At 38.0% G+C, this 25,629-nt stretch carries 23 protein-coding genes, 2 pseudogenes and 1 CRISPR repeat array (1 of these 26 only partly in view); of the genes and pseudogenes, 5 read left to right on the top strand and 20 right to left on the bottom strand.

Features of this window, described 5'->3' with window-relative positions; genetic code table 11:
* Nucleotides 1-879: direct repeats of the CRISPR family, unit length 28 nt; unit sequence GGATCACCTCCACTTACGTGGAGAACAC; it reaches 491 nt to the left of the window's first position.
* Nucleotides 880-950: 71 nt separating this feature from the next.
* Both BN1206_RS04630 and BN1206_RS04625 read right to left on the bottom strand, forming a co-directional pair.
* Entirely contained in the window at nucleotides 951-1,388 is a 438-nt protein-coding gene (locus BN1206_RS04630; protein WP_052542963.1) for a hypothetical protein, read from the bottom strand.
* Between the two features lie 47 nt (nucleotides 1,389-1,435).
* The gene (locus BN1206_RS04625) at nucleotides 1,436-2,329 is read right to left on the bottom strand and encodes a lysophospholipid acyltransferase family protein (protein ID WP_052542962.1); all 894 of its coding nucleotides are present in this window, start codon (nucleotides 2,327-2,329) and stop codon (nucleotides 1,436-1,438) included.
* Nucleotides 2,330-2,395: 66 nt separating this feature from the next.
* Between BN1206_RS04625 and BN1206_RS04620 the strand changes: the two genes are divergently transcribed.
* Complete coding sequence (locus BN1206_RS04620) at nucleotides 2,396-3,508, top strand: glycosyltransferase (protein ID WP_052542961.1); 1,113 nt, start codon at nucleotides 2,396-2,398, stop codon at nucleotides 3,506-3,508.
* A 75-nt stretch (nucleotides 3,509-3,583) separates the two neighbouring features.
* Here BN1206_RS04620 and BN1206_RS04615 read toward each other — a convergent pair whose 3' ends face one another.
* From BN1206_RS04615 to BN1206_RS04575, 9 genes and pseudogenes are all read right to left on the bottom strand, one after another.
* Nucleotides 3,584-5,131 carry a VirD4-like conjugal transfer protein, CD1115 family gene (locus tag BN1206_RS04615; RefSeq protein ID WP_052542960.1) on the bottom strand — a complete coding sequence of 516 codons (1,548 nt, stop codon included), beginning with the start codon at nucleotides 5,129-5,131 and terminating at the stop codon, nucleotides 3,584-3,586.
* A gap of 440 nt (nucleotides 5,132-5,571) precedes the next feature.
* Nucleotides 5,572-7,017, bottom strand: a complete 1,446-nt coding sequence (locus BN1206_RS04610; RefSeq protein WP_052542959.1) for an APC family permease — start codon at nucleotides 7,015-7,017, stop codon at nucleotides 5,572-5,574.
* 187 nt (nucleotides 7,018-7,204) lie between these two features.
* The gene (locus BN1206_RS04605; RefSeq protein ID WP_013641844.1) at nucleotides 7,205-7,375 is read right to left on the bottom strand and encodes a hypothetical protein; all 171 of its coding nucleotides are present in this window, start codon (nucleotides 7,373-7,375) and stop codon (nucleotides 7,205-7,207) included.
* A 37-nt stretch (nucleotides 7,376-7,412) separates the two neighbouring features.
* Nucleotides 7,413-7,838: pseudogene (locus BN1206_RS04600) on the bottom strand (IS30 family transposase); the annotation flags it as partial.
* Nucleotides 7,839-8,050: 212 nt separating this feature from the next.
* Nucleotides 8,051-8,404 (bottom strand): hypothetical protein, encoded by a 354-nt coding sequence (locus BN1206_RS04595; RefSeq protein ID WP_014565803.1) that lies wholly within the window; start codon nucleotides 8,402-8,404, stop codon nucleotides 8,051-8,053.
* 241 nt (nucleotides 8,405-8,645) lie between these two features.
* The gene (locus BN1206_RS04590) at nucleotides 8,646-9,851 is read right to left on the bottom strand and encodes a L,D-transpeptidase family protein (RefSeq protein ID WP_014565802.1); all 1,206 of its coding nucleotides are present in this window, start codon (nucleotides 9,849-9,851) and stop codon (nucleotides 8,646-8,648) included.
* A gap of 75 nt (nucleotides 9,852-9,926) precedes the next feature.
* Nucleotides 9,927-10,484, bottom strand: a complete 558-nt coding sequence (locus tag BN1206_RS04585) for an ECF transporter S component (protein ID WP_013437815.1) — start codon at nucleotides 10,482-10,484, stop codon at nucleotides 9,927-9,929.
* Between the two features lie 9 nt (nucleotides 10,485-10,493).
* A complete protein-coding gene (locus BN1206_RS04580) occupies nucleotides 10,494-11,315 on the bottom strand; it encodes a PfkB family carbohydrate kinase (protein ID WP_013641840.1) in 822 nt (273 codons plus the stop codon).
* Between the two features lie 69 nt (nucleotides 11,316-11,384).
* Nucleotides 11,385-12,473, bottom strand: a complete 1,089-nt coding sequence (locus BN1206_RS04575) for a serine hydrolase domain-containing protein (protein WP_118027927.1) — start codon at nucleotides 12,471-12,473, stop codon at nucleotides 11,385-11,387.
* Nucleotides 12,474-12,721: 248 nt separating this feature from the next.
* On the opposite strand from BN1206_RS04575, the gene BN1206_RS04570 reads away from it, so the two are divergent.
* Nucleotides 12,722-13,354 (top strand): phosphatase PAP2 family protein, encoded by a 633-nt coding sequence (locus BN1206_RS04570; protein WP_013437812.1) that lies wholly within the window; start codon nucleotides 12,722-12,724, stop codon nucleotides 13,352-13,354.
* Between the two features lie 220 nt (nucleotides 13,355-13,574).
* On the opposite strand, the gene mmuM is transcribed toward BN1206_RS04570, so the two are convergent.
* The 3 genes from mmuM to recQ all read right to left on the bottom strand — a co-directional run bounded on the left by mmuM (nucleotide 13,575) and on the right by recQ (nucleotide 17,024).
* Nucleotides 13,575-14,570, bottom strand: coding sequence for a homocysteine S-methyltransferase (gene mmuM, locus BN1206_RS04565; RefSeq protein ID WP_052542958.1), 996 nt, complete (start codon nucleotides 14,568-14,570; stop codon nucleotides 13,575-13,577).
* Between the two features lie 142 nt (nucleotides 14,571-14,712).
* Complete coding sequence (locus tag BN1206_RS04560; RefSeq protein WP_052542957.1) at nucleotides 14,713-15,165, bottom strand: flavodoxin family protein; 453 nt, start codon at nucleotides 15,163-15,165, stop codon at nucleotides 14,713-14,715.
* Between the two features lie 92 nt (nucleotides 15,166-15,257).
* Complete coding sequence (recQ, locus tag BN1206_RS04555) at nucleotides 15,258-17,024, bottom strand: DNA helicase RecQ (RefSeq protein ID WP_052542956.1); 1,767 nt, start codon at nucleotides 17,022-17,024, stop codon at nucleotides 15,258-15,260.
* Between the two features lie 111 nt (nucleotides 17,025-17,135).
* On the opposite strand from recQ, the gene BN1206_RS04550 reads away from it, so the two are divergent.
* Together BN1206_RS04550 and BN1206_RS04545 are read left to right on the top strand one after the other, a co-directional pair.
* Nucleotides 17,136-18,476: a TrkH family potassium uptake protein gene (locus BN1206_RS04550; RefSeq protein WP_014565800.1), complete on the top strand. Its 1,341-nt coding sequence runs from the start codon at nucleotides 17,136-17,138 to the stop codon at nucleotides 18,474-18,476.
* Entirely contained in the window at nucleotides 18,469-19,140 is a 672-nt protein-coding gene (locus tag BN1206_RS04545) for a potassium channel family protein (protein ID WP_013437807.1), read from the top strand. Before BN1206_RS04550 ends, BN1206_RS04545 begins: the two co-directional genes overlap by 8 nt.
* 106 nt (nucleotides 19,141-19,246) lie before the next feature.
* Here BN1206_RS04545 and BN1206_RS04540 read toward each other — a convergent pair whose 3' ends face one another.
* Both BN1206_RS04540 and BN1206_RS04535 read right to left on the bottom strand, forming a co-directional pair.
* Nucleotides 19,247-20,509, bottom strand: a complete 1,263-nt coding sequence (locus BN1206_RS04540) for a methionine gamma-lyase family protein (RefSeq protein WP_013437806.1) — start codon at nucleotides 20,507-20,509, stop codon at nucleotides 19,247-19,249.
* A gap of 18 nt (nucleotides 20,510-20,527) precedes the next feature.
* Entirely contained in the window at nucleotides 20,528-22,621 is a 2,094-nt protein-coding gene (locus tag BN1206_RS04535) for a putative ornithine decarboxylase (protein ID WP_052542955.1), read from the bottom strand.
* Nucleotides 22,622-22,858: 237 nt separating this feature from the next.
* Between BN1206_RS04535 and BN1206_RS04530 the strand changes: the two genes are divergently transcribed.
* Nucleotides 22,859-24,331 (top strand): APC family permease, encoded by a 1,473-nt coding sequence (locus tag BN1206_RS04530; protein WP_013437804.1) that lies wholly within the window; start codon nucleotides 22,859-22,861, stop codon nucleotides 24,329-24,331.
* Nucleotides 24,332-24,400: 69 nt separating this feature from the next.
* Here BN1206_RS04530 and BN1206_RS10330 read toward each other — a convergent pair.
* The 4 genes and pseudogenes from BN1206_RS10330 to BN1206_RS10030 form a co-directional block, all read right to left on the bottom strand.
* Nucleotides 24,401-24,502 (bottom strand): annotated as a pseudogene (locus BN1206_RS10330) (hypothetical protein); the annotation flags it as partial.
* Entirely contained in the window at nucleotides 24,496-24,840 is a 345-nt protein-coding gene (locus BN1206_RS04525; RefSeq protein WP_158304738.1) for a mucin-binding protein, read from the bottom strand. The gene BN1206_RS04525 and the pseudogene BN1206_RS10330, both read right to left, overlap by 7 nt.
* Before the next feature lie 395 nt (nucleotides 24,841-25,235).
* A complete protein-coding gene (locus BN1206_RS10325; protein WP_082104747.1) occupies nucleotides 25,236-25,325 on the bottom strand; it encodes a YSIRK-type signal peptide-containing protein in 90 nt (29 codons plus the stop codon).
* Between the two features lie 10 nt (nucleotides 25,326-25,335).
* Nucleotides 25,336-25,629, bottom strand: a 294-nt coding sequence (locus BN1206_RS10030; protein ID WP_231575962.1) for a hypothetical protein, incomplete at its 5' end; no start/stop codon positions are given.

The following is a 25,629-nucleotide window of genomic DNA, read 5'->3' as shown; positions in this document are numbered from 1 at the left end:
TCACCTCCACTTACGTGGAGAACACTCGTAAAAGAGAAAGGGCTGAAAAAGACGTTTAGGATCACCTCCACTTACGTGGAGAACACTTGTAATAGTGACTGCTAGAATAACCCATCTTGGGATCACCTCCACTTACGTGGAGAACACGTCTTGAAAGCCCTCGCTAAATTGACTTAGTAAGGATCACCTCCACTTACGTGGAGAACACTTTGTCGTCACCTAGTTTTGAAGAGAATTACAGGGATCACCTCCACTTACGTGGAGAACACCTTTTGCCTTCTTTTTTAACAGCGTTAATTTTAGGATCACCTCCACTTACGTGGAGAACACTAAAAGTCTTAGCACTATCTAATTCTCTATTAAGGATCACCTCCACTTACGTGGAGAACACCGCTGGTTTGTTGTTTCTTTTCTTCAGTCATGAGGATCACCTCCACTTACGTGGAGAACACACATAGTTGATAGTGACAGGATCGTAACCTTTAGGATCACCTCCACTTACGTGGAGAACACTTAATTGGAGTTGTTCTTCTGGCGTTTGTGGAAGGATCACCTCCACTTACGTGGAGAACACCTGAATGCCTCCTAAAACGGCAAATCATCATCAGGATCACCTCCACTTACGTGGAGAACACAAATACCCCTTTAGAATTTGATAACAGGTTAGGGGATCACCTCCACTTACGTGGAGAACACCTCTTGAGTCTCTAATGACATTTCTTTAATTGAGGATCACCTCCACTTACGTGGAGAACACCTCTCTTCTTTTTCAGTCGTCTTGGTCGTCATAGGATCACCTCCACTTACGTGGAGAACACTGGTGCTTGGAGTTTTCTAAGTCACTACAGTTAGGATCACCTCCACTTACGTGGAGAACACACTAAAAGATCCCTATAACAAAGCCATTCTTTAAAAACAAAAACTAGATTTTTATTCACTTTAAGCACAAATTATTTTTCCTTATCGCTCAAAGTTAAATCACTCTTATCAGAAATCCAACTATAAAGTGGCAAATCGATCTTTCCATTATCATCAGTTTTCTCCATAACTTTTTCCATAAAGAATTCTTGCCAATTCTTAGTAGGCTTAATACCAGGATGGTTCAATTGTGGAATCAACCAGCCATTAGCTAGTGGACGAACAGGGTTAAGGCCAATAACCATTCCGATCATATAGTTTGAAAAGTCAAAGCTACCTTCAACTACAATAAATTTTGGATTTTTCATCAGTTCTGGTTGCAACTTAACAAGCATTTCAGGTGGAATTTTACCTTCGGTAACCATCATTCTGCCTTTAATTGGACCATGCTTTTGCTCAAAGTTTTGCAAAACACCCTTCATAAACAGCTTTTCGCCTAGTTCATCAAACTTCTTTTGATCTTTTAACATATTTACTTCTCTTTCTATTCGATATTACTTTTTAATGATACATTTTTTCACTGATTATCATCAATCTTTTTATTAAGCAAATGTTTTTTCGGACTAAAACCAGCAATATCTTCATAGCTAAAATCAGTTGTTAGCTTGCGCTGATAGTATTTCTCATATGCCGCTTTCTTTTGACGATAATCAATCTCCGCCATTCTTTGCATATTCTCTCTAATCTTCAAATCAGGATTAGGATAAATCGTAGGCAAAATATGGAGAATTTTCTTTGTCTTATAAAAATCTCGCTGAAATAATTCACGTTTAGATGTTGCTTGAATTTCCGTAAAGGTTGAAATGATAGGTTGGTTAAACTTAGCAGCATAGTAATAAGCACCTTTTTTCAGAGGACGAGGCTTGCGATAATTGAACCATAATTCTTCTTCAGGATAGATCAATATCCAGCCAGGTTTGCTTAGCACTTGAGCCAGCTTTTTAGGAAAAATACGACTTAAGTAATGAAAATCATGATCAATCGGCAGTGAATCAAAATTTCGCACAGCCCAGCCGATCAGATGTGGCATAGCTAAATTGCTTGCCTCAACCACAATAAAAAGACGCTGACGTTTCTTTAACGCTAATTTCCCTATTAGCAACACATCAAATTGATTGTAATGATTACCCGTAATAAATGCAGTGGGACTATCAGGTAAGTTTTCTATTCCATCAATACTGCAACGTCCAGTTAAAATCTGAGATGCTATATTAAAAACGACGCGAACAAGCGGATTAAATAATCGATAACTGATAGTTCTCGTATACTGCCAGTACTTGCTTACTATCTTGTTAGTTTCTTTATTATTTAAAACAGGGTCATGCAGTTCGGCTTTAGCATCAAATTGCTTTTTAGCTACATTTTTCTTAATATTATTTATAACTTGTCGTCGATGAAAACCAAAGATCATATTTTATCTCCAAATCTATGGTTACATTATAACGAACTTTTTCTATCAACACATCAAGGGAGAATTATGAGAATCTTAATTGTAATTGATGATTACTTCAATCAAAGCAATGGAATGTGCATTTCAACCCAACGGTTTGTCCATGAATATAAAAAGATGGAACAAGAAGTCCGAGTTCTTTCAACAGGTGAAAAAGCTGACTATCCTGTTCCAGAATTAAAAATAAATATTCCTTTTATCCATGGACTGATTGCCAAACAAGGTTTTCATTTTGCCAAACCTATCAGAAAAACTCTAATAAAAGCAGTTACTTGGGCTGATATTATCCAGATTGAAACACCCTTTCCAGTTTCTTGGCGAGCTGCCAAATTAGCAAAAAAGCAAGGTAAACCAGTAATCGGAACTTTTCATATTTATCCGCAAAATGTTACGGCTTCAGTACCATTCCTCAATAATCGATTAGGTAATTGGTGCTTTATGCTTTTCTTTAGAGAAAAATCTTTTAAAAACTGTGATGCGCTACAAGTACCTACGGCAAAAGTGGCTAAGTGGTTAAAACAGAACCACTTTAAGCAAAAGCTTTTCGTCGTATCTAATGGCATTAGCGACAAATTTATTAATAATTCTCATAAAGATAAGGTTGGGCATCCCTTCACTATTTTATGTATCGGCAGATTTTCACATGAGAAAAAACAAGAGACTTTATTCAAAGCAATGCAATTAACCAAACATTCATCAGAAATTCGACTCATCTTTGCCGGTCAAGGGCCTTTAAAAAAGGAATACGAAAAGTTGGCTAATCAACTCCCTCAAAAACCAGTTATGCAGTACTTCCCACCAGTTAAATTAAGGCAAATCATGTCCCAAGCAGATTTAGTCGTACATTGTGCAGATGTTGAAATTGAAGGAATGGCCTGTATGGAAGCTTTTGCTAGTGGCTGTGTTCCAGTAATTGCGGATAGTCCGCTCTCTTCTACTGTTAGTTATGCTTTAACTCCAAATAATTGTTTCCCAGTAAAAAACAGTGAAGTTCTAGCTCAAAGAATCGATTATTGGTTTGAGCACCCTCAAGAATTAATAAAAATGCGTCAAAAATACCGTAAATATAGTAAGACTTTGAGCGTGGCTAGATCTGCGAAAACTGCTATAGGCAATTTAGAAAAATTGATTTTAAGGTAAAGCAAAAAGGTTTAGTTCATTAATTTGAACCAAACCTTTTCTAGTTTTCATAACCGCTTCATACCAAAAAGTCATTTAGTTGTCTGAATTACCAATAATAGTAAATAAATCATCATCAGAACCATAATCATTACCAAAAAGATTTTCAGCATCGTCCACACGGTTTTGTTCATGAGGTAAATACATCAGAATCTTTTCAAGTCCTTCATTATTAGCCTGCTGCTGTGGGGTAACTAATTCTTTTTCAAAATCATAATAGCCACCTTTATAATTAGGATGATCATGATAGTCATATCGTTTAGTCATTGCAGTATAACCACTAACATCCAATAAGAAATTTTCACGTGCCATCCTACGAATATTCGTGGTTGACAAATCAAAACGTTGCGAAGCAATTTGTGCCATAGTCAGATCCGTTGTCCCTGTAAGCAGATATGCGGAGCAATTGCCAATTACGCTTGGCGTGGCTGGTCCAAATTTAGCCTGCAATTGTGATTCATCTTGCAACAACATGCAAATCGAAATGTTGCGACTTCTTGCAGTGGCCAAGATGTCTTCAAAGCCTGGAATATTGACATTTTTGAAATCATCTAAGAAGAAACGCACTTTTTCCGGTAATGCTTGATGCTTATACTTGCGTGATTCGTGATACAGAAATTTAATTAGTTGAGCATATAAGATATTTGACAAAAAGTTCTTAGAACTATCTGCATCATCATAAAGAACAAATAAAGCATTCTTTGGTTCTAATAACTTGGCAAATTGAATCTGATTACCAGAAAGAAGATTTTCAACATCGTTCAAATTATAAGCAGCCATGTCCGAACCTAAAATACCGACGACGCTACTCCAAGTTCTCGGCGAACCAGCCATCCCTCTGACTTGATCCCACATTCTAATTGAAGTTGAATCCGGATCATTTTCGCGTACCCAGTCAAATAAGTAATCGCCAATTAAGCGGTTATCATTTGAGTCAGGAGTATAATCATCAAAATAGTAGTCGCTTTCTTTAGAATTCAAAATCGAAAACGCCGTATCAATTCGATCTGGCTTCAGCGTCACGATTTTAAAGAGTCTATTAACCGTAGCCATCGTTTGCTCTTCTTCAGGCAATTCATCTCTAATGAAAAAGATTATCGCCTCAAATAATGCTTCAGCCGCATTTTTCCAAAAGACATCAATCTTTTGACCAGTATTGGTACGACCAGCTACATCAGTAGTCATCACCTGTTCTGCAAACTTGACTACATCTTGATCAGAATGCAGGTTGGCTAACGGATTAAAGGTCATCGAATGATCCAAGTTAACCAAATTCAACACCTGCAGGTTATAACCCATCTGCTTTAGACTAGGTCCAATTTCAGAAAGGATGCTGCCTTTGGCATCAGCGATCACATAATTGCTGTTTGCCTGAAGCAAGTTAGGTTCCAGGAAAGAATAAGTTTTGCCTGTCCCACTAGTTCCGATAACTAATGTGTTGTCGTTCAAAGCCCGTTCTAGGTCTAGTGGCAGAAAAGTATTCTTGCCAAAGATCGTGGCCTGACGACTGTACTTGTTTTGCCATGGGGCCTTTGATTCAGTTTTGTTTGAACGAGAATGATTGCTAAAACCAATTTTTTGCATAGGAAAATCTTCTTTCTAGCTACTGCACAACAACGACCAACGACACGACTTTTACTACATAAAATCACCACCTTAAGTGCATAAAAAAGAGCAGAATTGTAGACAAAAATAGAGATAGGAATACATGAGAGCTGGAAGTCTGAAGTTAGATACACTACACCCTTGGAAAATTAATCATTCCAAATTTGTGGTGCAGAATCTCCTTTCAAATACTTCCTATTTCTTTTCTCTCCATATTGGTATTAATTCATTGATTAATACCCTATTTTTTCCAAATTAATGGATTCTATATTCCTATCTCTATTTTTATCTATAATTCTGCTTCGCTGATATTGATCAGCGGAACTATATAATAGCATATTAAGGGATAAATACAAGTATTTTAGTAAGAAAAAATCACGTTTTTTAGACGTGATTTTCTTCTCTATTTAACTAATTATTTAAGCCTTATCATGCTCTCTTTGCCATCTTGCGATTAAAGGCAAAATCAAACCTAAACCTAATAAAACAAATGATTCAAAGACGTTCAAGAAAATAGTCTGGTAGTATTCAGCTGAACCTGTTGGTGCATCAACTTGGAAGATTGAACCAAATGCGGCAACCAAGGTCAAGAGGAAGCACCACCAACCCATGACCAATGCCTTGCGTCTATTTTTAATATAGACATAGCTTGATGGATATTTCTTCTGATCTTCCCTAATCTTAATGAAGGCCCAGAAAATGAATGAAGTGGTGAATGGGTCGATAATACCGTTCAAGTTCAGCAACTGGTTAAAGATTGAGTTAATGTTAGGCAAAGTTGCTGAAGAGAACATGATGAAAGAACAAAGAAGTACGGTCAACCAGTAACCATGAATTGGCAAACCGTTTTTATCCTTCTTAGTTAAGCCCTTTGGTAAGTACTTCTTAGCAGTGTCTGACAAGAACTCACGTGACATACCATCAACCAGCATAGCCAGCTGAGCGATCATATAAAGCGCCTGCGTCACAATGAACAAGTACAAGAAGAATTTACCTAAACCGAAGTCCTTACCCATTGCCTCAAAGGCATAGTAGGAACCGTTCATCTTCAAGTCATCTGGCAAGTGGTGTGCGTTGAAGAAGACACCCAAAGCAAATGAACCAAAGACCGTCAAGAATCCAGTCATAACAGCCAACATAATCATTGCCTTAGGAAAGTCACGCGCACCATTTTTCATTTCAGTAACGTATGGTGCAACGAATTCCGCACCATCCATTGCAAAAATGAATAAACCTAATGAAGTGAAGAACTTAGTATCAAAGGTTGGGAAAATTGAACGCCAGTTAAATGGTTGAGTTTCAATATGACCACCCTTGCCTAAATATGCGAAAGTCATGATGATGTACAAAACCGTGATGATGAACATTGCCCCACCACCAATGACTGATAGGATCTGCAATGAGTTAGCAAAACGGTGCTGGAAGAAGATAAAGATAATGAAGACAACAGCAGTAAGCAAGGCAAAAGTCCAGTTATTCATCTTATCTTCGTAAGAATTGTTGCCGGCGAACAGCCAACCAAATGAAACAACGGTTGAGTTCGCTACATCGACTAGATATGGCAGAGCACAGACCCAGCCAGCCCAGGCCATGAAGTAACCCATCTTATCGCCAGAAGTATGACGAATCCAGGAAGTTAGGCCACCAGTTGTATCAGAAAAAGTTGAACCTAACTGTCCGACCATCATTTCGTATGGGACAACGTACAAAGCAAGCATGATTATCCACTCTGAAATGGTTGCCAAACCTTGGTTTTTAAAGTTATAGATAATGTCATCGAAACCAATAACGGTGACGAAGTCCATTAAGGCCAATACTGGCCAAGAAATCATTTTACGCTTATGCGTAGTATCAAAAGAATCCAAAAAAATTCCTCCCCTATGAACTAGAAACAATTATTTCATAGGCTTGGGCGGTGAATTATTTAAATGTTTCCCTATTTCTTCATCCATAATTTTCTCCTTATTCTTACGATTAAGTATAGTCTATCTGGGCATATAAAAAAACAGAAGCCGAGCTACATTCAACTTCTGTTTTTGCTTATTCTCTTATTTATTTAATTTTAATAGCCAAGGCTTCACATGGTGCCAAGGTAATTTCATCAGTTAACTTACCGTTTTCTGCATCGTAGTTGCTAAGCAATACTTGATATTCCTTGCCTTGATACTTTTCAGGCAACTTAACAGTATGTTCCCTACCGTAAAAGTTAGTAAAGACAAGCAATTTTTCATCGCTATTTTCTAAGTAACGTTCATATGCGAACAGTTTTGAAACAATCAGGATGCTGGTCTATTTCTTTTTGAAGCAGCCTTTGACAAGTACTTGCCCGATAATCTGGTATTTTGATAACAACCTCAAAACGAGTAGTTCTTTCGGTTAGCGTCATTAACGCTGGTTGATTTTTACGTCTAACGCCTTTAACTAGATCGCCTTCCCAGTGAAGAGGAGTTGCTCTGTCTTCAACTTCTTTAGGCCGTTGCTCAATTAAATTGCCAAGATTCTTTCTATGCAGAGCATGACCGCCATGACTGTGATGCCGCTTGTTTCTGCGTCTTTTAAGCTTCATTGGTAGATCAATATTGCTTATATCTAGCAACCCACGATCAATATAGCGATAAACAGTAGGCGTGCTAGGACATGGATAGCCTGGCATAGTCTGCTTGAATTCACCTACAAATTCATCAATGATTGATGATAATGTCTAGAGTTGAATTAGTCATGAAGATCACCTTTCTTGATTTTTGGTCACTTCAAGCTTAGGTCTTCATGGCCTTTTTGTTTAACACTTAGTGTTGCACTTCAATTTTAAATCCGGGTCTTTATATTTTTTAATCTTTTTGATAAAAAAAGCATGTCCGTCTGGACATGCTAACCAAATTCTATCTTTAATTATCTCTTTTACTTTTCAAACCAATCCCAATCGTCGCCAACAACGTGAACACCGCTGTCTTCCTCATCTTGACCAGAACTAATTCTTTCCATTCCAGTAGGACGTTCAACAGTGTATTCACCACGACTGTTTTGCTTAACAATTGCTTCAAATTGAACAACGTCGCCTTTTTCAAGGTTTAATTCCTTAAAGGCTTTGTTCATTCGTAAAACAATTTGTTTAACTACAACATTGTCTTCATTATTAACTGTCAAATTTTGAAAAATTCCCTTACGATCATCAGGACGCAAAAAGGTTGCAGTAAAAATACGGCGTTCACCATCTGCATATTTTGCAAGTTTTTCATTATAAATATCGATCATCTTTCAAAATCCTCTTTTCCTACATTGCTTACTATAACATTCTTTTTATGGTTATAAACATTAAATTATAAAAAAACCGCAGCAATGTACATAACATTACTGCGACCTTAGCGAGATTTATAATGAAGAAAATAGGTTATGTAATAATCACTTCAGGAGGAAGGATTTTTATCCGGCCACTTGTTATGGTAGTCCTATTTTCTTTATTTGTTAAATTTAATTTATAAATGAAAGATTATAATTATTCGTAAATAATTACAGGTTCGTTCTTAGAAATGTTGTTCCAAACGCTTCTAATTTCACTTGGCTTAACGTTGACACAGCCGTGTGAACCACCCTTTAAGTAGGCTGTCTTGCTCCAGTCAGTTCTCCAACTTGCGTCGTGGAAGCCACAACCACTCAAAGTAAATGGCATCCAGTAACTAACTGGTGAAGCATAACTTGAACCATCATCGTTACTACCACGAAGAGTGGCATTTCTTTGTTTGTAGTGGATGTACCAAACGCCACGAGGAGTTTGATCGCCCTTGCTACCTTCCATAGTACCAGTAACGACATCTCTTAAGTGAACTTTAAGCTTGCCGTTTCTTACAAGCCATACTTCTTGCTTCTTCAAAGAAACAACGGCGTAAGTATTGCCGATTTCATGATTTGATCTGCCGTAGCCGTGAGCATATGTACTGTAACCTAAACCATAAATGGCATCTGCACCATCAAAAGTAGTCTTACCTTGTGCAAAGGCATCAAGCAAGAGACGACGGGTCTTTTGTACGTATACGCCCCAACCCCAAGTCTTGTTCTTAACAGTAATGGTCTTACCCTTTACTTTATTGCCAGTTGGAACAGTAAACTTGTAGCTCTTATGCAAAGTAGAAACTTCTTTATCAATTTGGTTCAACTTGTCAGTCAACTTAATTGTGTTGCCAAATTTGTATTTGCCATTTTGGTAAGAAACATCATTTAAGAGTTCGGTAGCCTTTAACTTGTAGCTTTTACCATTAATCTTATAGTTAATAGTTGCCTTTTTAAGACTATTCAACTTATTCTTGGCAGTAGCTAAATCCTTAGTGGTGTAACTGTAGCTCTTGTCTGATGGTGTCTTAGTGTGTTGCTTTTTAAATAGCTCACTAGTTTCTTGCTCATCAATTGTTTGACTAGTAGTGCTATAGCTGTACACCAACTTGTTGTCTTTCAATGCAACTACATTCTTTGCATTCTTATTAACCTTATCTGTAGCCTTCTTGACAGTTAACTTGCCTACCTTAACCCCATCGATTTTTACATTAGGATTAAAGTGAGTTCGTGCAAACTTTTCAGCTGCAGTTTGTGTAGCAACACGGTGATTATGGATGCTAAAACCGGCAATGATACCGATGATAATGACAATTCCGACCACTAAGATGATCAGATTATTTCGTTTATTTCTTTTCCTCAGATCTTCGTTCATAAAATTCTATCCTTTTTATCATTCAATAGATTTAATATAGCACCCATCAATACGTGTGTAAAATCTATTGTTTCTTTAATTGGCCTTTTTCATAATTGCCTTCACCGCATCTTTTAGAGCAAAGTACAAAATCGGCGTACAGATTGCGGTAGAAATTGAATTGATGACGGTTGCTGGCAGACTGACAAAAGCTCCAATATAAGCAACTTGTAAACTAGTTCCCACCATCAGTGCTTCGACAATTGAAACACAATAAGTAGTAAAAATTTTAGTCACCCCAGCAATGATACCTAAAATAATGATGTTCTTCTTGGAGTCGCGATAGTTCATCCCGCGATAAACAGCGGTTAAAACCGTTGCTACAACTACGACTTCCAGCATCGTCAACCATGAAGTTGCCGCATAACCGTTAAGTAGGTCAAAGCCACCTAACCCGATAATCCCGGCAATCATACCGTTGCGATAGCCTAAATAAAGGATCGCTACAGCAGTTAAAGTATTACCGAAGTGAATAAACGGACGACCTACCATTGCTGGTACGGGAATACGCAGTACCCAGATCCCGATATAAATAATTGCCGCAAATAAACCAGTAAAAATTAAAGATTGTAACGAATTAATATCTTTTCTCATATCTCACACCTACTTTTCTATTTCATCCAATAACCATGGCAAGCCTGCCGCATAGTTAGGCCCAAACAGCGGATTTTGTTTCGTATTCATAATTGCTAATCTAATAAAATCGGCCGCAATTGAACAGCTTTTTTCTAAGTTGTTGCCATGTAAAACTGCTGCTAAAAATGCACTAGCAAACATGTCGCCGGTGCCAAAGAAGCTGCCAGACAATTTTTTTTGAATTAATGACCAGTTTTTACCATCTGTTACACCAACTTCACCGATTTTCTCCTTAGTGATAGAAATTCCCGTAATTACCACATTGGGAATAGAAAACTTTTTAGCTAATTCTGTGGCAAATTCCTGTGCTTTTTCTAATGATACTTTTGTTAAATCTTTGCCTAATAAAAATGCTGCTTCAGTGATATTCGGCGTTAAAATCGTCGCTTTGGGGATCAGCTGGCGCATCTTTTTGACATATCCCTCGTCCAAGCCGCGGTACATCTTGCCATGATCGGCCATCGCAGGATCAATTAAAACTACCTGATCGGCACGTTTTATTTGTTCGATCTTATCAAGCCAAAAATCTAACGCATTTTGACCTAAGTAGCCTAAATATAAAGCATCAAAGTTCAAATTGATTTTTTGCCAATGAGCAACTATTTTAGTCATTTCACTACTTAAATCTAGATAAGTATTGCCTTGAAAACCGGTATGCGTAGACAAAATGGCCGTAGGCAGAAGAGTTGACCTTGTGCCACATGCACCAAGAATAGGCAGAGCTACCGAAGATGACACTTGCCCTGCACACGACAGGTCCTGACTGATTAAAACTCCTCCATTAATCATTTCCTCACTCCTAAATAAAAATCCTGCTACTAGCTTATCATAGGTTGGTAGCAGGACTAAAATAATATTCTATTTTGAACTAAAAGTATTAGGTTGAATGTGGTTCAAAATTTGGTAACCAATTTTCTTGTTTCTAGTTTCATCGTTTTGAGTTTGATTCAAGAACATGATTAAACCATTTTGATTATCCTTGGTCAATTGTACCCAGTTACCAAAGTGAGTATTGTACAAGTTACCATAAGCGGACTTAAGGTTGCCCTTAACGTACATCCCACCTGAATAACCGTTTGAAGGCTTAGTATCAAGGTTAGTCATATAATTGAATTCAGCTTGGTCCAAAATCTTGCCATTGGTCAAACCAACTTGGATCTTGTAGTAATCCATTGGGGTTGAGAACAAGTTACCAGCACCTACAAGTTGTGAAGCTTGTTGCTTTTTAACGTATTGAGCCCATTGATAGTTCTTGTAGTTCCAAGTATATGAAATCCCATCGGTCATGCCTGAAGGAATGTCTTCAAGGAAGTAGGTTCTCTTCAAGCCTAATGGATTAATCACACGTTCTTGGACATTTTGCTTGTAAGACTTACCGGTTACTTGGCGAATAATACCTGCAAGCAAGATGTAGTTAGTGTTGTTGTAAGAAAACTTGCCTGGTTGGTTTTGGGTAGTTGAGTTCAACTTGTTAACCACCCAGTTGATCGCATCATTTTCTGAATAAATGCGACCACGGTTAACTTCAGTATCTGTTGCCTTAAGACCTGAAGTATGAGTCATCAAGTTACCTACAGTGATATTTGATGCACCCTTCAAGTTAGGATACCAATTGGAAATCTTAGTATCTTGCGTAAACTTTCCTGCATAAATCAATTGCGTAATAATTGCCGCAGTAATTACTTTTTGCAATGAACAAACTGGATAAACCACCTTGCTGTTGCCTGCGCCAAGACGCTTACCATAATAGCCATAGCCGTAACTAATTTGTTGTGGTTGACCATTTTTAACAACAACAGTAGTTCCTCTTGCATAGTCGTTTGCAATTGTTTTTCTTACAAAACTGCGCATTTCAGTTTGATCATCTGCCGCATTTGCAGTCTTAGCTGTCGCAATTGAAGCAATTGGCAATGCAGAAACAGCAGTAAGCGAAATGGCCGTTTTGATTAATATTCTTTTAAAATTAAAATGTCTCGTTTTCAAAACCCTCCAGAAATGTTAATTTCTTCATAGCATAATCTTAGCATTTATTTTTTTCATTGGAGTTACATATTATATAAATTTTTACTTATTAATAAGGATAATTCCTCTAAACTTTCATTTTTCAATTTTCTTACCAAGAAAATTATCTTTATTTATATTTTATATGGTAAACTTTTCATGTTGTTTAAAAATTAATTTACTTCGAGGAAAATATGCGAAAGAAAAATATCACAGCTATTTGTGTTGGTTTGCCAATCTTCTTAATTTTGGCGATTTCAATCATGATGCATGCGAGCTGGATCAATGAATTCGACAACTTCTTTGAACAACTTGTGCATACAATCCCTGGCTTAAAGGGCCTGATGCTCAATATTACGTTCTTGGCCGATACCAAGGTTGATCTGGTTTGGATGCTACTTATTGCAATTATTCTATGGATTGAAAAGCGGCGACCCCTCTCGCTCAGCATTGTCGTTTCATTAATTACTGCTGATGCGTTTGGTTGGATCGTTAAACACATTGTCCAACGTGCTCGTCCAGTTGCTCACCTGGCAGTAGATGACGGCTTCAGTTTTCCAAGTGGCCACACATTGGGCATGTCAATCATCGTCTTTTGGTTAATGCTCATTTTAATTCCAGCATTAGTCAAAAACAGAACTACTAGAGTTTGGTTAAACGTACTTTTGGTCGTCTGGCTTGTTCTAGTAATGATCTCAAGAGTTTACTTGTATGCTCACTTCCCATCAGATGTCTGTGGTTCAGTTGCACTTGGTGCAATGTGGATTGGCATTGTCGATGCAATTTGGGACAAGGTAACTCCGAGAACAGCAAAAAATGATTTCTAAAAAAATAACCACTAGCATTTGCTAGTGGTCTTTTTTTACAAAAAAAAGTCACTAAGGAAAATGTCCTTAATGGCTTTTCTACACCTTCAAATTTCTTCCTATCAGCAGATGCCCTAAGAGACATCTTGCTTAGCCTTTTCATCCTCGGAGCGCTCATCACACGCCCCGCTATTATATTACCAAATTATCTAAAAAATTGGAAGAGATTTGTTTTAAAAAATTACACTTTTGATCTAGTTGACTTCATTAAATTTATATTGGGTTTAAGATCTAATTTTTGCTTGCTCTTCTGATTATTCAAAATTTTATAAAAGGCGGCGATTTGACTAATTTCTTTAACTCCAGTTGAGCAGCATCCCCCAATAATGCAAGCACCGTGCTCATACCATTCCTTGCTTAATTTACCAAAATCAAACTTAGCATTAAACGGAATCCAATTTCTCTCGAATTCGTTATATATGCCACCCAAGTTAGGGTAAACGATAATGTTTTTCTTGGTAAATTCGCGCATCTTATCGATTGCGGTAGTGGCTAAAAATGGCTTAAAGCAATTGGCACCAACCGCGAAGACTTGATCATACTCATTTATTTTTTCCATCACCTTTTTCAAAGGAGTGCCATCACTAATCTTTGTTGTATCATGCAAAGTAAAACTCACATACACTGGCATTTCAGGTGCGTTTTCTTTTAACCAGTCTAAAAGGACAACTACCTCATCAAGCTTAGGTTGCGTTTCAATAGCTAAACAATCTGGCTTATTTTGAAGCAATACTTGCAAGCGTGGCAAATGAAAATCCAAGTATTGTTTTTTAGTTAGATCATAATCGCCACGAAATTCGTTGCCTTCGGCTAAATAAGCGCCATATGAACCCACAGAAGCGGCTACATAGTTATGGATACCTGTCTTCTTTTCAAAATCATCTCTCGCCTTTTTCGCTATTTTTACCGCATCAGCAATCATTTCTTTAGCCTTGTCTTCAGAATAACCGTGCTTTTCAAAAGCTTGCACATTTGCTTGGTATGTATCGGTAATTGCAATTTGAGCACCGGCTTGGAAGTAGTTCATATGAACTTTATAAACTTTATCTAGGTCTTTGTCTAAAGCTACAGCTGTCCATAAATCTGTATTTGTATCAATTCCTTGTTTCTCAAGTGCTGTTGACATCGCACCATCCAAAACAAGACCCTTACTAGAAATTTGTTTAATCAAATCCATATCCTCACCTTATTCACATTAATATATTTAATAATTAATATTAATTTAATTTTATATTAATAAAGTGAGCAAATCAACCTTTAATTTTCATTTAACAAAAAAAGCAGCCCATCAGCTACTTTACATAATAATTTTTATTTAACTATTTTACCCAGTCGCTAACTTCACTATCGTCACGAGCAACGCCAATAATATTTAAACCGTTACCCCATTCTTTAAAGTGACTTGCGTAAGCCTTATGGTTGGTTCCTGCAGAAGTAAAGAATGAAGCAACTTCGCCTTTGTAGTTCTTCATCTTTTTAAGAAGTGATTTGATTGGGGTTGCAGGATAACCTGACCAAACTGGACTACCTACTAAAATCAAATCATATTTATTAAAGTCGATATCTATAACTTGTGCTTCAGGAAATTCTTCTTTTCCTTGGATTTGATCTAATGCAATGTCATTAGTCTTATACATATCTGAATCGAAAGTACCATCAGCTACAGTTACTTCTTCAATGTCATTACCGGCAATTTCACCATTAATCTTTTCAGCCATTTTCTTGGTATTGCCTGACCATGAGTAATACAAAATTAAAGTTTTTTTAGCCATCTTTAGTCTTCCTTTCGTTTATTACCCCTATTGTAGATTAAAAAGAATAAGTAAGCCAATATAAAGGTAACTAATTTTTCTATAAGTAATAACTAAAAGCTCTTAATTACCTGAATCATGGTTGCACCATACTTTTGCATTTTGGCTTGACCTACCCCACTGACTTCTAAGAACTCTGCTTCATTTTGTGGTTTGATCTTAGCCATATCATGCAGGCTGCGATCAGAAAAGATCATAAATGCAGGTACTCTTTGCTTTTTTGCTAATTCCATTCTCTTCTTTCGTAATGCTTCATATAAATCTGGATTTTCATCCTGAGCAAAAATTTGCTTTTTCTTTTGGACCTTGGCAATTCGTCTTTTTACTGTTATTTTGCCATCGAGCACATCCCAACCACGATTAGTCACATGAACTAACGGATATTTCGTGCCTTCAATTTCTAAATATCTAGACGCAATTAGATAGTCAATTAAGCTGATTGCCTCTTTTTGATTCATTTTTAAGCTACCAAAATGATCGTACTGTGAAGCATTCATCTCTTTCATTTTTTGATTATTTGAACCAACTAGACACTGCGCTACAACGTTTTTACCAAAACGACCATCAAGTTCGTAAACCATCGAAATCACTTTTTGCGCATCGGCCGTAATATCAGTTAATTCATCTTGGTTTAAACAATTAGAGCACTTGCCGCAAGGTTCACAGTCTTGCCCGAAATAGCGCACGATAAACTGCTGCAAACACTCACCCGTATTGGCATAATCGGTGATTGCTTGCAATTTTTGATACTGCAATTCGCGGTATTTTTCATCAGCCGTTGATTCATCGATAAAGAAGCGATACTGGCGCAAATCTCCCGGATGGTAGATCATAATTGCTTCACTTTCTTCGCCATCTCGACCAGCACGTCCTGCTTCTTGATAGTAGCTTTCAATATTACGAGCACTTGAGGCATGAATGACAAAGCGGACATTGCTTTTATCGATTCCCATTCCGAAGGCATTAGTGGCAACAATTACCTGAACTTGATCAAATTGAAACGCTTCTTGTACTTCGTCTCTTTCTTTAGTCTTCATCCCGCCATGATAGGCTCCAACTGAGATACCTTTTTTAGCTAAATAATCAGTTAGGCTCTCTACTTTCTTACGCGTATTGGTGTAGATGATCCCTGTTTCATCGGGATGCATTTTGATGTACTGTGCAATATAAAGTGGCGTGTTTTGCGGTGAATTAACCACCTTAAAGCTCAAATTTGGACGGGCAAATGAAGTGATAACCATATTTTGCTTAGGAATATTCAACTGCTCACAAATATCATCTTGAACCGCTGGCGTGGCAGTTGCAGTTAAGGCCAAAATATTTGGTCTGCTCTTCAAAGAATTTATTCCATCAAGCAGCTGTCGGTAAGCCGGTCTAAAATCATGTCCCCACTGAGAAATACAGTGTGCTTCATCAACTGCAACTAAATCGATATCTAAGAAATTAAGTTGATATCTAAAATAGTCGATTGCTAGACGTTCTGGCGTAATATAGATCAATTTGATCTTGCCCTCATAAGCCTGACGCAAAATCGGATTTACTTCTTCTTGCGGCGTCGCAGAGTTTAAAGCAGCCGCATTAATTCCGTTTTGCTTTAAGGTATCAATCTGATCCTTCATTAATGAAATTAAAGGTGAAATAACCAAGGTAACGCCAGCATTCATCAAGGCTGGAACTTGATAACACAGCGACTTCCCTGCACCAGTCGGCATTACCGCTAGTACATTCTGTTTATTTAAAACTAAATCAATGACTTTCTTTTGTCCTGGACGAAAACTATCATAGCCAAAAGTTTGTTTTAATACTTTTTCTGGATTCATCTAATTTTCCTAACTTGCATGAAATACTTTCTTTATTTTAGCAGAGTATCAATGAAAATTCTTTTGCCTTATAATTAATAAAGTATTCTATCTCAGAAAGAAGGAAAAAACTTGATACATCTTTTTCATCGACGTATCACATTTTCACTTGCTTTAACCATTGGTTTCTTAATCTTGATCCTTATCGGCAGCATTCTTTTATCGCTGCCGTTTGCGGATAAAGCAGGCCAAGCCACTGCTTATTCTGACGCGCTCTTTACTGCAACTTCGGCAGTCTGCGTTACCGGATTAAGTACAGTTACCACGGCTACGCACTGGTCATTTTTTGGTCAGCTTGTGATCATGATCTTAGTTGAAGTTGGCGGTTTGGGCTTTATGACTTTTGCCGTCATGCTCAGCAACTTTGCTCACCAGCGCATGAGTTTAGGTGCAAGAATGTTAACGGGGGAGGCCCTTAATCTGAACCACCTTTCTCAATTTCGGGTTGTTCGTTTAATTATTCGCCTTTCATTGGTGATTCAGTTAATCGGAGCAGGGTTGCTTTTCATTGCTCTAGAACCCAAACTTGGCCTTGGCAAAGGTATCTGGTACAGTCTTTTCCATTCGGTAGCTGCTTATTGTAATGCCGGTTTTGACTTGTTTGGTCCGTCGCTTGAGCAATTGAATAATAATCCTTATGTTTTAACTGTGATCATGCTCTTAATTGGGGCTGGTTCATTTGGTTTCTTAGTTTGGCGTGATTTATTAACTTACCATATTCGCCACAAGATCACCCTGCATACCCGTTTTGCTTTAACGGTTGGTTTAATTATCTTAGTTTTATCAATCATCGGTTTCTTGTTCAGTGAGCAAAACCTTAAGCAATTCAGTGGTAGTCTTAATGGCGTAGATCGTTTCTTTAACACCCTATTTTTGGCAGTAACACCAAGAACGGCCGGATTTTTCTCGGTTCCTTATTCTAAACTAAGTACGGCCGGTATTGCCATTACCATTATCTTGATGTTCATCGGTGGTACCCCTGGCTCCACCGCTGGTGGTGTTAAAACCTCAACTATCGGAATTCTCTTTTTGCAAAGTATCGGTACGTTTACTGGAAAAGAACCTGCCTTTTCGCACCGCCGCTTCACTCGTGATAACATCAATCGCGCCTTAACCCTATTCTTTTCTGCGATTTTATTAATCATTTTAGCGACTCTATTATTAACTATGACCCAACCAAGTTTAGGTCATAATGGTGTTACCAAGGCTGTTTTTGAAGCAGTCTCCGCATTCGGTACCGTAGGTCTAACATTAGGACTTACACCACACCTTAATTTATTTGGCAAAATCATTATTATGGCTTTGATGTTTATTGGACGTGTTGGAATTTACACTTTCATGTATTCTATCTTCAAGTCACATCCTACAAAACAAAGTTATCGTTATCCAGAGGAGGAAATTATCATTGGCTGATCAAAGTTTTGCTGTTTTAGGACTAGGAAAATTCGGCATGGCACTTACTGTTGCCCTTTTAAAAGCCGAACAAGATGTTTTAGTAATTGATTCAAACGAAGAAGTAATTAACGATGTAGCCCACCTGGTTACCCACGCAGTTATTGCGGATGCCACCGATGAAGATGAACTGCGTGATTTGGATATTGGTTCTTTCGATCATGTTTTTGTCACCATGGGTGAAAACGTCGAAGGTAGCATTATCGCAACTATGCTAGCTAAGAAACTTGGCGCACCTGACGTTACAACGCGGGCCAATAACCACAATCACCGCTTGGTTCTTGAAAAAATTGGAGCTGATCATGTGATTGAACCTGAACAAGATATGGCCCGTCAATTGATTTTCCGTCAACTTCACCCTAACGTGGTTAACTTCTTCCACCTTTCTAAAAATGTTTCTTTGATTGAAGTTAGCGTTGAAAATCCACGTTTCTTTAATAAGTCACTCGGCGAATTAGATTTTCGTAAGAACTACGATGTTAACGTAATTGGCATTGTTCATGATGGACACTTGAATGAGGTGCCTCTTGCCACAGATGTCATTAATCCACATGATCAAATTACTTTGATTGGCTCTAATGAAGCTGTTCAAAAAATTGACGATATCTTACAAGAAGATAAGTAATAAAAAACTGCCTTGAGAATTATTTCAAGGCAGTTTTATTTTACTTATTTTTCTTATCCTGATTATCCTTAGCTCAAACAAAAAAGGCATTATCTGCCTTTCTTTATTACTTGTAAAATGTTTCTTCAACCGCATGCGTGATGGCAATCTTATCATGAGCATAAGACAAACCGCCTTGAATGTACAACATGTATGGATCACGAAGCGGACCATCAGATGATAATTCAATAGTTGAGCCTTCAACAAATGAACCTGAAGCCATGACAACTTCATCTTCATAACCATCTTGGTGGTAAGGAATTGGATCAACGAATGAGTTCATTGGTGAGTAGTGTTGAATTGCGGCACAGAACTTAACCATTGGATCTGGTTTACCAAAGGTAACAGTTTGCACAATGTCACTACGAGGATCGCTCCATTTAGGTGATACTTCCAGGCCCATTTCTTCCAAAAGCGCAGCTGTAAAGACCATACCTTTTTGCGCTTCACCAGTTGTATGAGGTGCCATGAAGAAGCCTTGGTAAATATCACGTAAGTAGCCCCAAGTTGCGCCTTCACCTTTACCAGCACCTGGTACAGTCAAACGTGAACCGGCACCATCGATCAAGTCTTGACGCCCTACCAAGAAGGCACCGCCTTTAACCAAACCGGCACCTGCGTTCTTATAAAGTGAACCAGCCATCATATCAGCACCATAAAATGTTGGTTCTTCACATTCTGAGAATTCACCATAACAGTTATCAATAAAGATGTTAACGTCAGGACGAACTTCCTTAACAAATTTAAGCATCTTCTTGATCTTGTCCATGGTAAAAGTCTTGCGCGTTGCATAGCCAAGAGATCTTTGAATAGCTACAACCTTGATTGACTTATCTTGAAGATCTTCTCTAGCCTTTTCGTAATCAACTTGACCATCATCAGTTAATTCAGTGGTCTTGAAGTTGATGTCCCATTCCTTCATGTTGCCTGGCTTGTTACCTGCTAAACCGATAACTTCTTGAATGGTGTCATATGGAGTCCCAGTCAAGTAGTAAAGGGTGTCGCCTGGACGAAGCATGCTGAAAAGACCAACGGTAATAGCATGAGTACCTGAACCAAATTGTGGTCTTACTAAAGCATCATCTACCTTGAAGTAGTCGGCATAAATATCCTCAATCTTGTCACGACCAATATCATCGTAGCCGTAACCAGTTGATGGAACTAAGTCTTCTTCACCAACATGGTGCTTTCTAAACAAATCAAGCACTCTTTGTTGGTTGTATAAAACTTGTTCATCGATTTCTTCGATTCGAGGCTGAATCATCTTTTCAACCTTAGTTACCTTTTCTTTTAATTCTTCTGGTAAATTTTCTTTCCAAGAAAAACTCATTTTTTACTCCCTTTTCTCTTATTTTTTAATGACTTCCGCCTGTACTTTTAAGGTACCATCTTCATTTTGATCCAAGTATACACCTTGAATTTCTGGTACAAAGCCTGGGAATTTTTCAATGGCATGGGCTAAAACTTCAAAGTACTTTTGATCAACTGCGTCCCACTTTTCACCAGGAGCTACGATAAAAACACCTGGTGGGTATGGCAACGCACCTTCAGCTGCCGTTCTGCCAACTACATCTTCAAAATCAACGACTTCATTTTCATTCCGCTTAAACATTTGATCAGCTTCTGAAGGCGTCATCTTGTAGTCTTGCATCCCTGGCTTTTCGAACAACTTTTGCTGCAAAACAAAAGTATTGTTCTTCTTGTAGTATTCATGCATTTCTTGGCAAAGCTGCTTAACAGTGTAGCCCTTGTAGCGGTCAGGATATTCCTTGTACAAAACAGGCAAGACGTCTTTTACTAAAGCATCGTCATTGTAGTACTTTTCAAACTTCAAAAATGCATCAAGCAAGGTATCAAGCTCTTCCTTGGTATCGCCTGGAGTTAACAAGAATAAAAGTGAATTCAGGTCGTTCTTGGCACGAATAATATGATTTTCCATCAAAAATTCCGCTACAACTGCACCAGGAATACCAGTTTCTTCGTATTTAGCATTCTTGACGTCAATACCTGGTGTTTTAACTGTAATCTTAAGTGGATCAATCATGGCTTCGCCTTGACCCATCTTGGTAAAGCCGTGCCAGTTATCTTCCTTGCTCATATTCCAGTACTTAGCGTTAGTTGCTAATTCATCAGTTGGAATATCCGCAAAGTTATCTGGAACAAATGGTTTAAACAACTTAGACTTCTTCAAAAGTTGCTTGCGCCATTCAATCCCCATGCGCAAGATCTTGTCCCACCAAATCTTATTGCCTTCTCCAGCAGTGACATATGAATTAACAGTGAGTGAGGCATAAAGTGGGTAAGCATATGAAGAAGTAACAAACTTCAAGTATTCATGGTTAAAGTGCTTGTGATCAACGTAGCGCTTTTGGCCCTTAATGTGTGAGTCTTTCTTCAAAATTTGTGAAGCTTGGGCCATACCAACTTGTTGCTTATGCAAAGATTGGGTTACCAAGATACCAGGATCATCTGGTCCTAAGTTAAGGAGTAATGGTGACAGGTGCTCCATAATTGGCACAAATTCTTCAAAACCGCCCCATGCACAGTCAAATAAGATGTAGTCACAGAGTTTGCCAATCTTATCAACGATCCACTTAGCATCATAGAAGACACCGTCGTAAGTTTCAGCTTGCACAATAGCTAATCTAAATGGACGCTTTGCCTTAGCTTTTTCCGGATCGACTTTAGCAATTTCAGCTCTGATTTTATCTTCAGTTAAAAAGTCGGGATCCATTTCTCCAATTAAGCCTAAACCATTACGGTCAGTTGGAATATAAACTGGCTTTGCCCCACTCATGACTAAAGCACTATTGTATAAAGATTTGTGATTGTTGCGGTCAAATAATACTAGATCGTCTTCTGACAAAAGTGCACTGGCACAAATCGAGTTGGCACTGGTTGTACCGTTGGTACAAAAGTAAACTTTATCGGCATGATAAGTTTGGGCGGCCAATTTTTCTGCATCAAGAGGCGTACCAGCATGAGTCATCGTATCGCCTAATTGAGGTACGGTGTCACTGGTGTCGGCAAACATTAAGTTTTTGCCGAAGAATTTGTTAAAGACAACGCCAGCTGGATGCAAATCATAATATTGGCCATTGTGGTGGCCAGGCGTAGTAAAACTAATTGGCTTTGCTTCAGCGAAGTTGATTAAATCAGTCAAAAAGCCTGGCACCATCTTTTGTTCATAGTCTTTAGCAGCTTGGTTGATTTTGGCAATATCAGCCTTGCTTGCTTGACCATCCACCTCAATCACAGGAATAGGAAAATCAGATTGTGCTCGCAAATCTGTTGCTTCCTGCTTAGCAGTTCGATCGCCATTTTTAATGACAATAGCTGCTAATTCAGAACTGTTGTCGATTTGATCAAGCGGAACAGATGACCATTCCCGTAATTGACTAATATTTACTCCATTTCCAATAGCAATTTTTAAAAAATCCATCTTTCCCCTTTCCAATTTGATTACAATTTTAAGTTGCTTATTGCAAATCTTATAAAAATCTTTATAATCTTTTTTACAGTAGGGTTGCAATCTGGCCTATATTCGTAATTTACAGTACACATTATTATATAAACATTGGAGGTTTTAGACAAGTGCACTTGCCGTGTTCTCCTCCGCAGGGATAGATAAATTTTTTTGTTTCACAATTAAATACATTCTTGGAGGAAAATATTTTTTATGTCAGAAGAAATCGAAACCATTAATTTCGAGCCGGGCAAAAAACATTACATGAAATGGCCGGTTATTGCCTTAATCGACTTCGTAACTATTATCAGTTTTGAAAACATCTTTTACCCATTTCAAAACCAAGGTTTATCTGTAGTTGTTTCATGGATATTCCTGTTATTCGCTTATGTTATCCCTTACGCATTAATGTGTAGTCAAATGGGATTGACTTTCAAAGACCAAGCCGGTGGTCTTGCTTCATGGGTTCGTCACTCATCTAACGATACTTTGGGTTACTGGACCTCATGGATGTACTGGGTACAAACCGTTCCTTACCTAGTAGACGTTTCCAACTCAGTTATTGTTTCATTCTCATGGATTATTTTGGGCAATAACACCTTGGACAAGCACATGTCCACTTTCTGGTTCGGGATCTTGACTTTTGTAATTATCTTGGCATTTATCCTAATTGAAAATGCGATTAAGAACTCACTTGAGCTTCTTTCCTTAATCGGTGGTGGTGCCATGTTCATCATGTCCATGCTCTTTGTTTTACTTGCAGCTTGGTCAGTGATGCACGGTCACCACATTGCCACCCAACCATTCAACTGGGATTCATTTAAGCCATCATTTAGTTTGAGATACTTCTCAACTACTGGTTTGTTGATCTTCGCTATGTCTGGTGCCGAACTTGCTGCACCTTACATTGTTCAAATGCGTGATCCAAAGCACGAATTTCCTAAGGCTATGTGGATGTTAGCTATCATGACTGGTTTCTTAACCATCTTTGGTACTTTGGCATTGGCAGTCTTCTTCAATGCCCACCACATTCCACATGACTTTAAGATGAACGGTCCTTACTACGCTTTCCAACTTTTAGGTGAAAGTTTAGGCTTGGGCAAAGTCTTAATGTACATCTTCGCAGTTGTACAAGCTATCTTTATGATGGCTCAATTAGCTGTTTTACTTGATGCTTCAAGTCGTGTATTTGCTGGTGACGTTGCCGACAGATACATGCCTAAGTGGCTTACTGGTAAGAAGGACAAGACTGGTCGTCCAGTTCACTCTTACACTTTGACTTGTGGTTTGGCATTATTCCTTCTTTTACTTACTGGTACTTTGCCAAACATTAACTCAATCTATAACTGGTTGTTAAACATCAACGGTATTATTTCACCATACAAGACTTGCTGGGTATTCTTCGCCTTCATAATGCTTCGTATGCATGAAAAGAACTACCATTCAGATTATGTCTTCATAAAAAACAGAACCGGTGCCTTAATCATGGGTTGGTGGTGCCTAATCTTCACCTTTATCTGTGCAACTTTAGGTTTCATCCCTCAAGAAGCAGAAGCAACATTTGGTAGTGCCGCATTTAACCACCAATTAATGATGAACATCATCACTGTTATCGTACTCTTCGGTTTAGGTTTCTTATTACCATGGTTACGTAAACGTGAAGAAAACCGTGAAGATGAGATGTAAAAATTAGTTTAATCTAGTAAATCAAAAAAGCAGATGAATTTTTCTTCATCTGCCTTTTTTATATTTTATTTATTTTGATTTCTTAGCTTTGGACAACTTTTTAAACCTATCTGAAACAGATAAGCCAGCCATACCCAAGAGACTAACAAGCATACCGAAAACAGTTAAGCCAGTTGCTTTCTTATCACCAGTTTGTGGTAATTGTGCCTTTTGGCTTTTTCTTCTGAATTATTATTTTCCTTAGCATTTGTGAACTTCAAATCTGGACTAATAGCCTTGACACTCTTATTGCCAGCAGCATAACCTGGATCAACATAATCAAGTCTGTAGTCAACACCATTCTTAGTGATAACTGCATTTACGGGAACCTCATTAAATGTAGTTGTACCCTTATGACTTACTTCAGTATATTTATCAGTAACTAAATCATGTTTCAATTCTCTAGAAAAAGTAATCTTTTGCGTTGTAGATGGAGCCAATTCATTGCCATTTTGGTCAACATAATTGATTACTTCTAGATTGATCTGACCAATTTGATATCGATCAGCCCAAACGGCGCTACCCTGCCATCCTTCTTCATCACCGGTCCCTTGTTTACATGCGTTAGTGTAATCGAACCATCATCATTTTGCATTTCTTTTTCATTTTGCTTAAGAGATAGGTCTATTTTTGTTCCATTATCATATTTATGAAAATTAAACTTGTCTTTCAAATCCTTAGAAGTTACAGTTTCTTCTTGATAATCAGAAGCTTCCAGTCCTTGAACTTGTTGACCTTCATTAGCAGTGCGTGTTTCATCACCACCAGGGTTCGAACCTGATTTGCCAGTAGCAGTACCATCAGAAGTAGAACCTGCTGATTAAGCTTGTGTAGCTTCAGTAGTCCCAGCATCTGCTTTTACTTCTTAGGTAGTCGCATTTTGCAACAACATACACCCCAATACTACAGAACACAAACCTACTGATAATTTTTGTAAACTATATCTATTCTTCATCTTCTATATCCTATCTAACGTTTTTCCTTATTCCTTTTATCACATTCGCAATCCTTATTTTAAGAGGAACAAAAAATAAGACAATAGTTTGGAGTGATTTTGGTATATACCATAAAAATAGAATATTATTCCAGCTTTGGAACACAACATCCCAAATTTGCGGTATAAGATTATATTTGTCAACTACCCTAGACTGAAGTCTAGGGCTTAGTGGCTCGTTAGCTTGCGCTAACCAGAACACCAACTTGCTTAGATACGGACCTGACTTACCAGCAATAGTCTTTTGACTATTGCCGATAGAGGT

It is taken from the genome of Lactobacillus sp. OTU4228, from assembly GCF_001006945.1.
GTDB classification, from domain to species: Bacteria; Bacillota; Bacilli; order Lactobacillales; family Lactobacillaceae; genus Lactobacillus; species Lactobacillus amylovorus.
The sequence above is the reverse complement of the archived record's forward strand: the minus strand, read 5'-3'. Positions and strand labels throughout refer to the sequence as shown.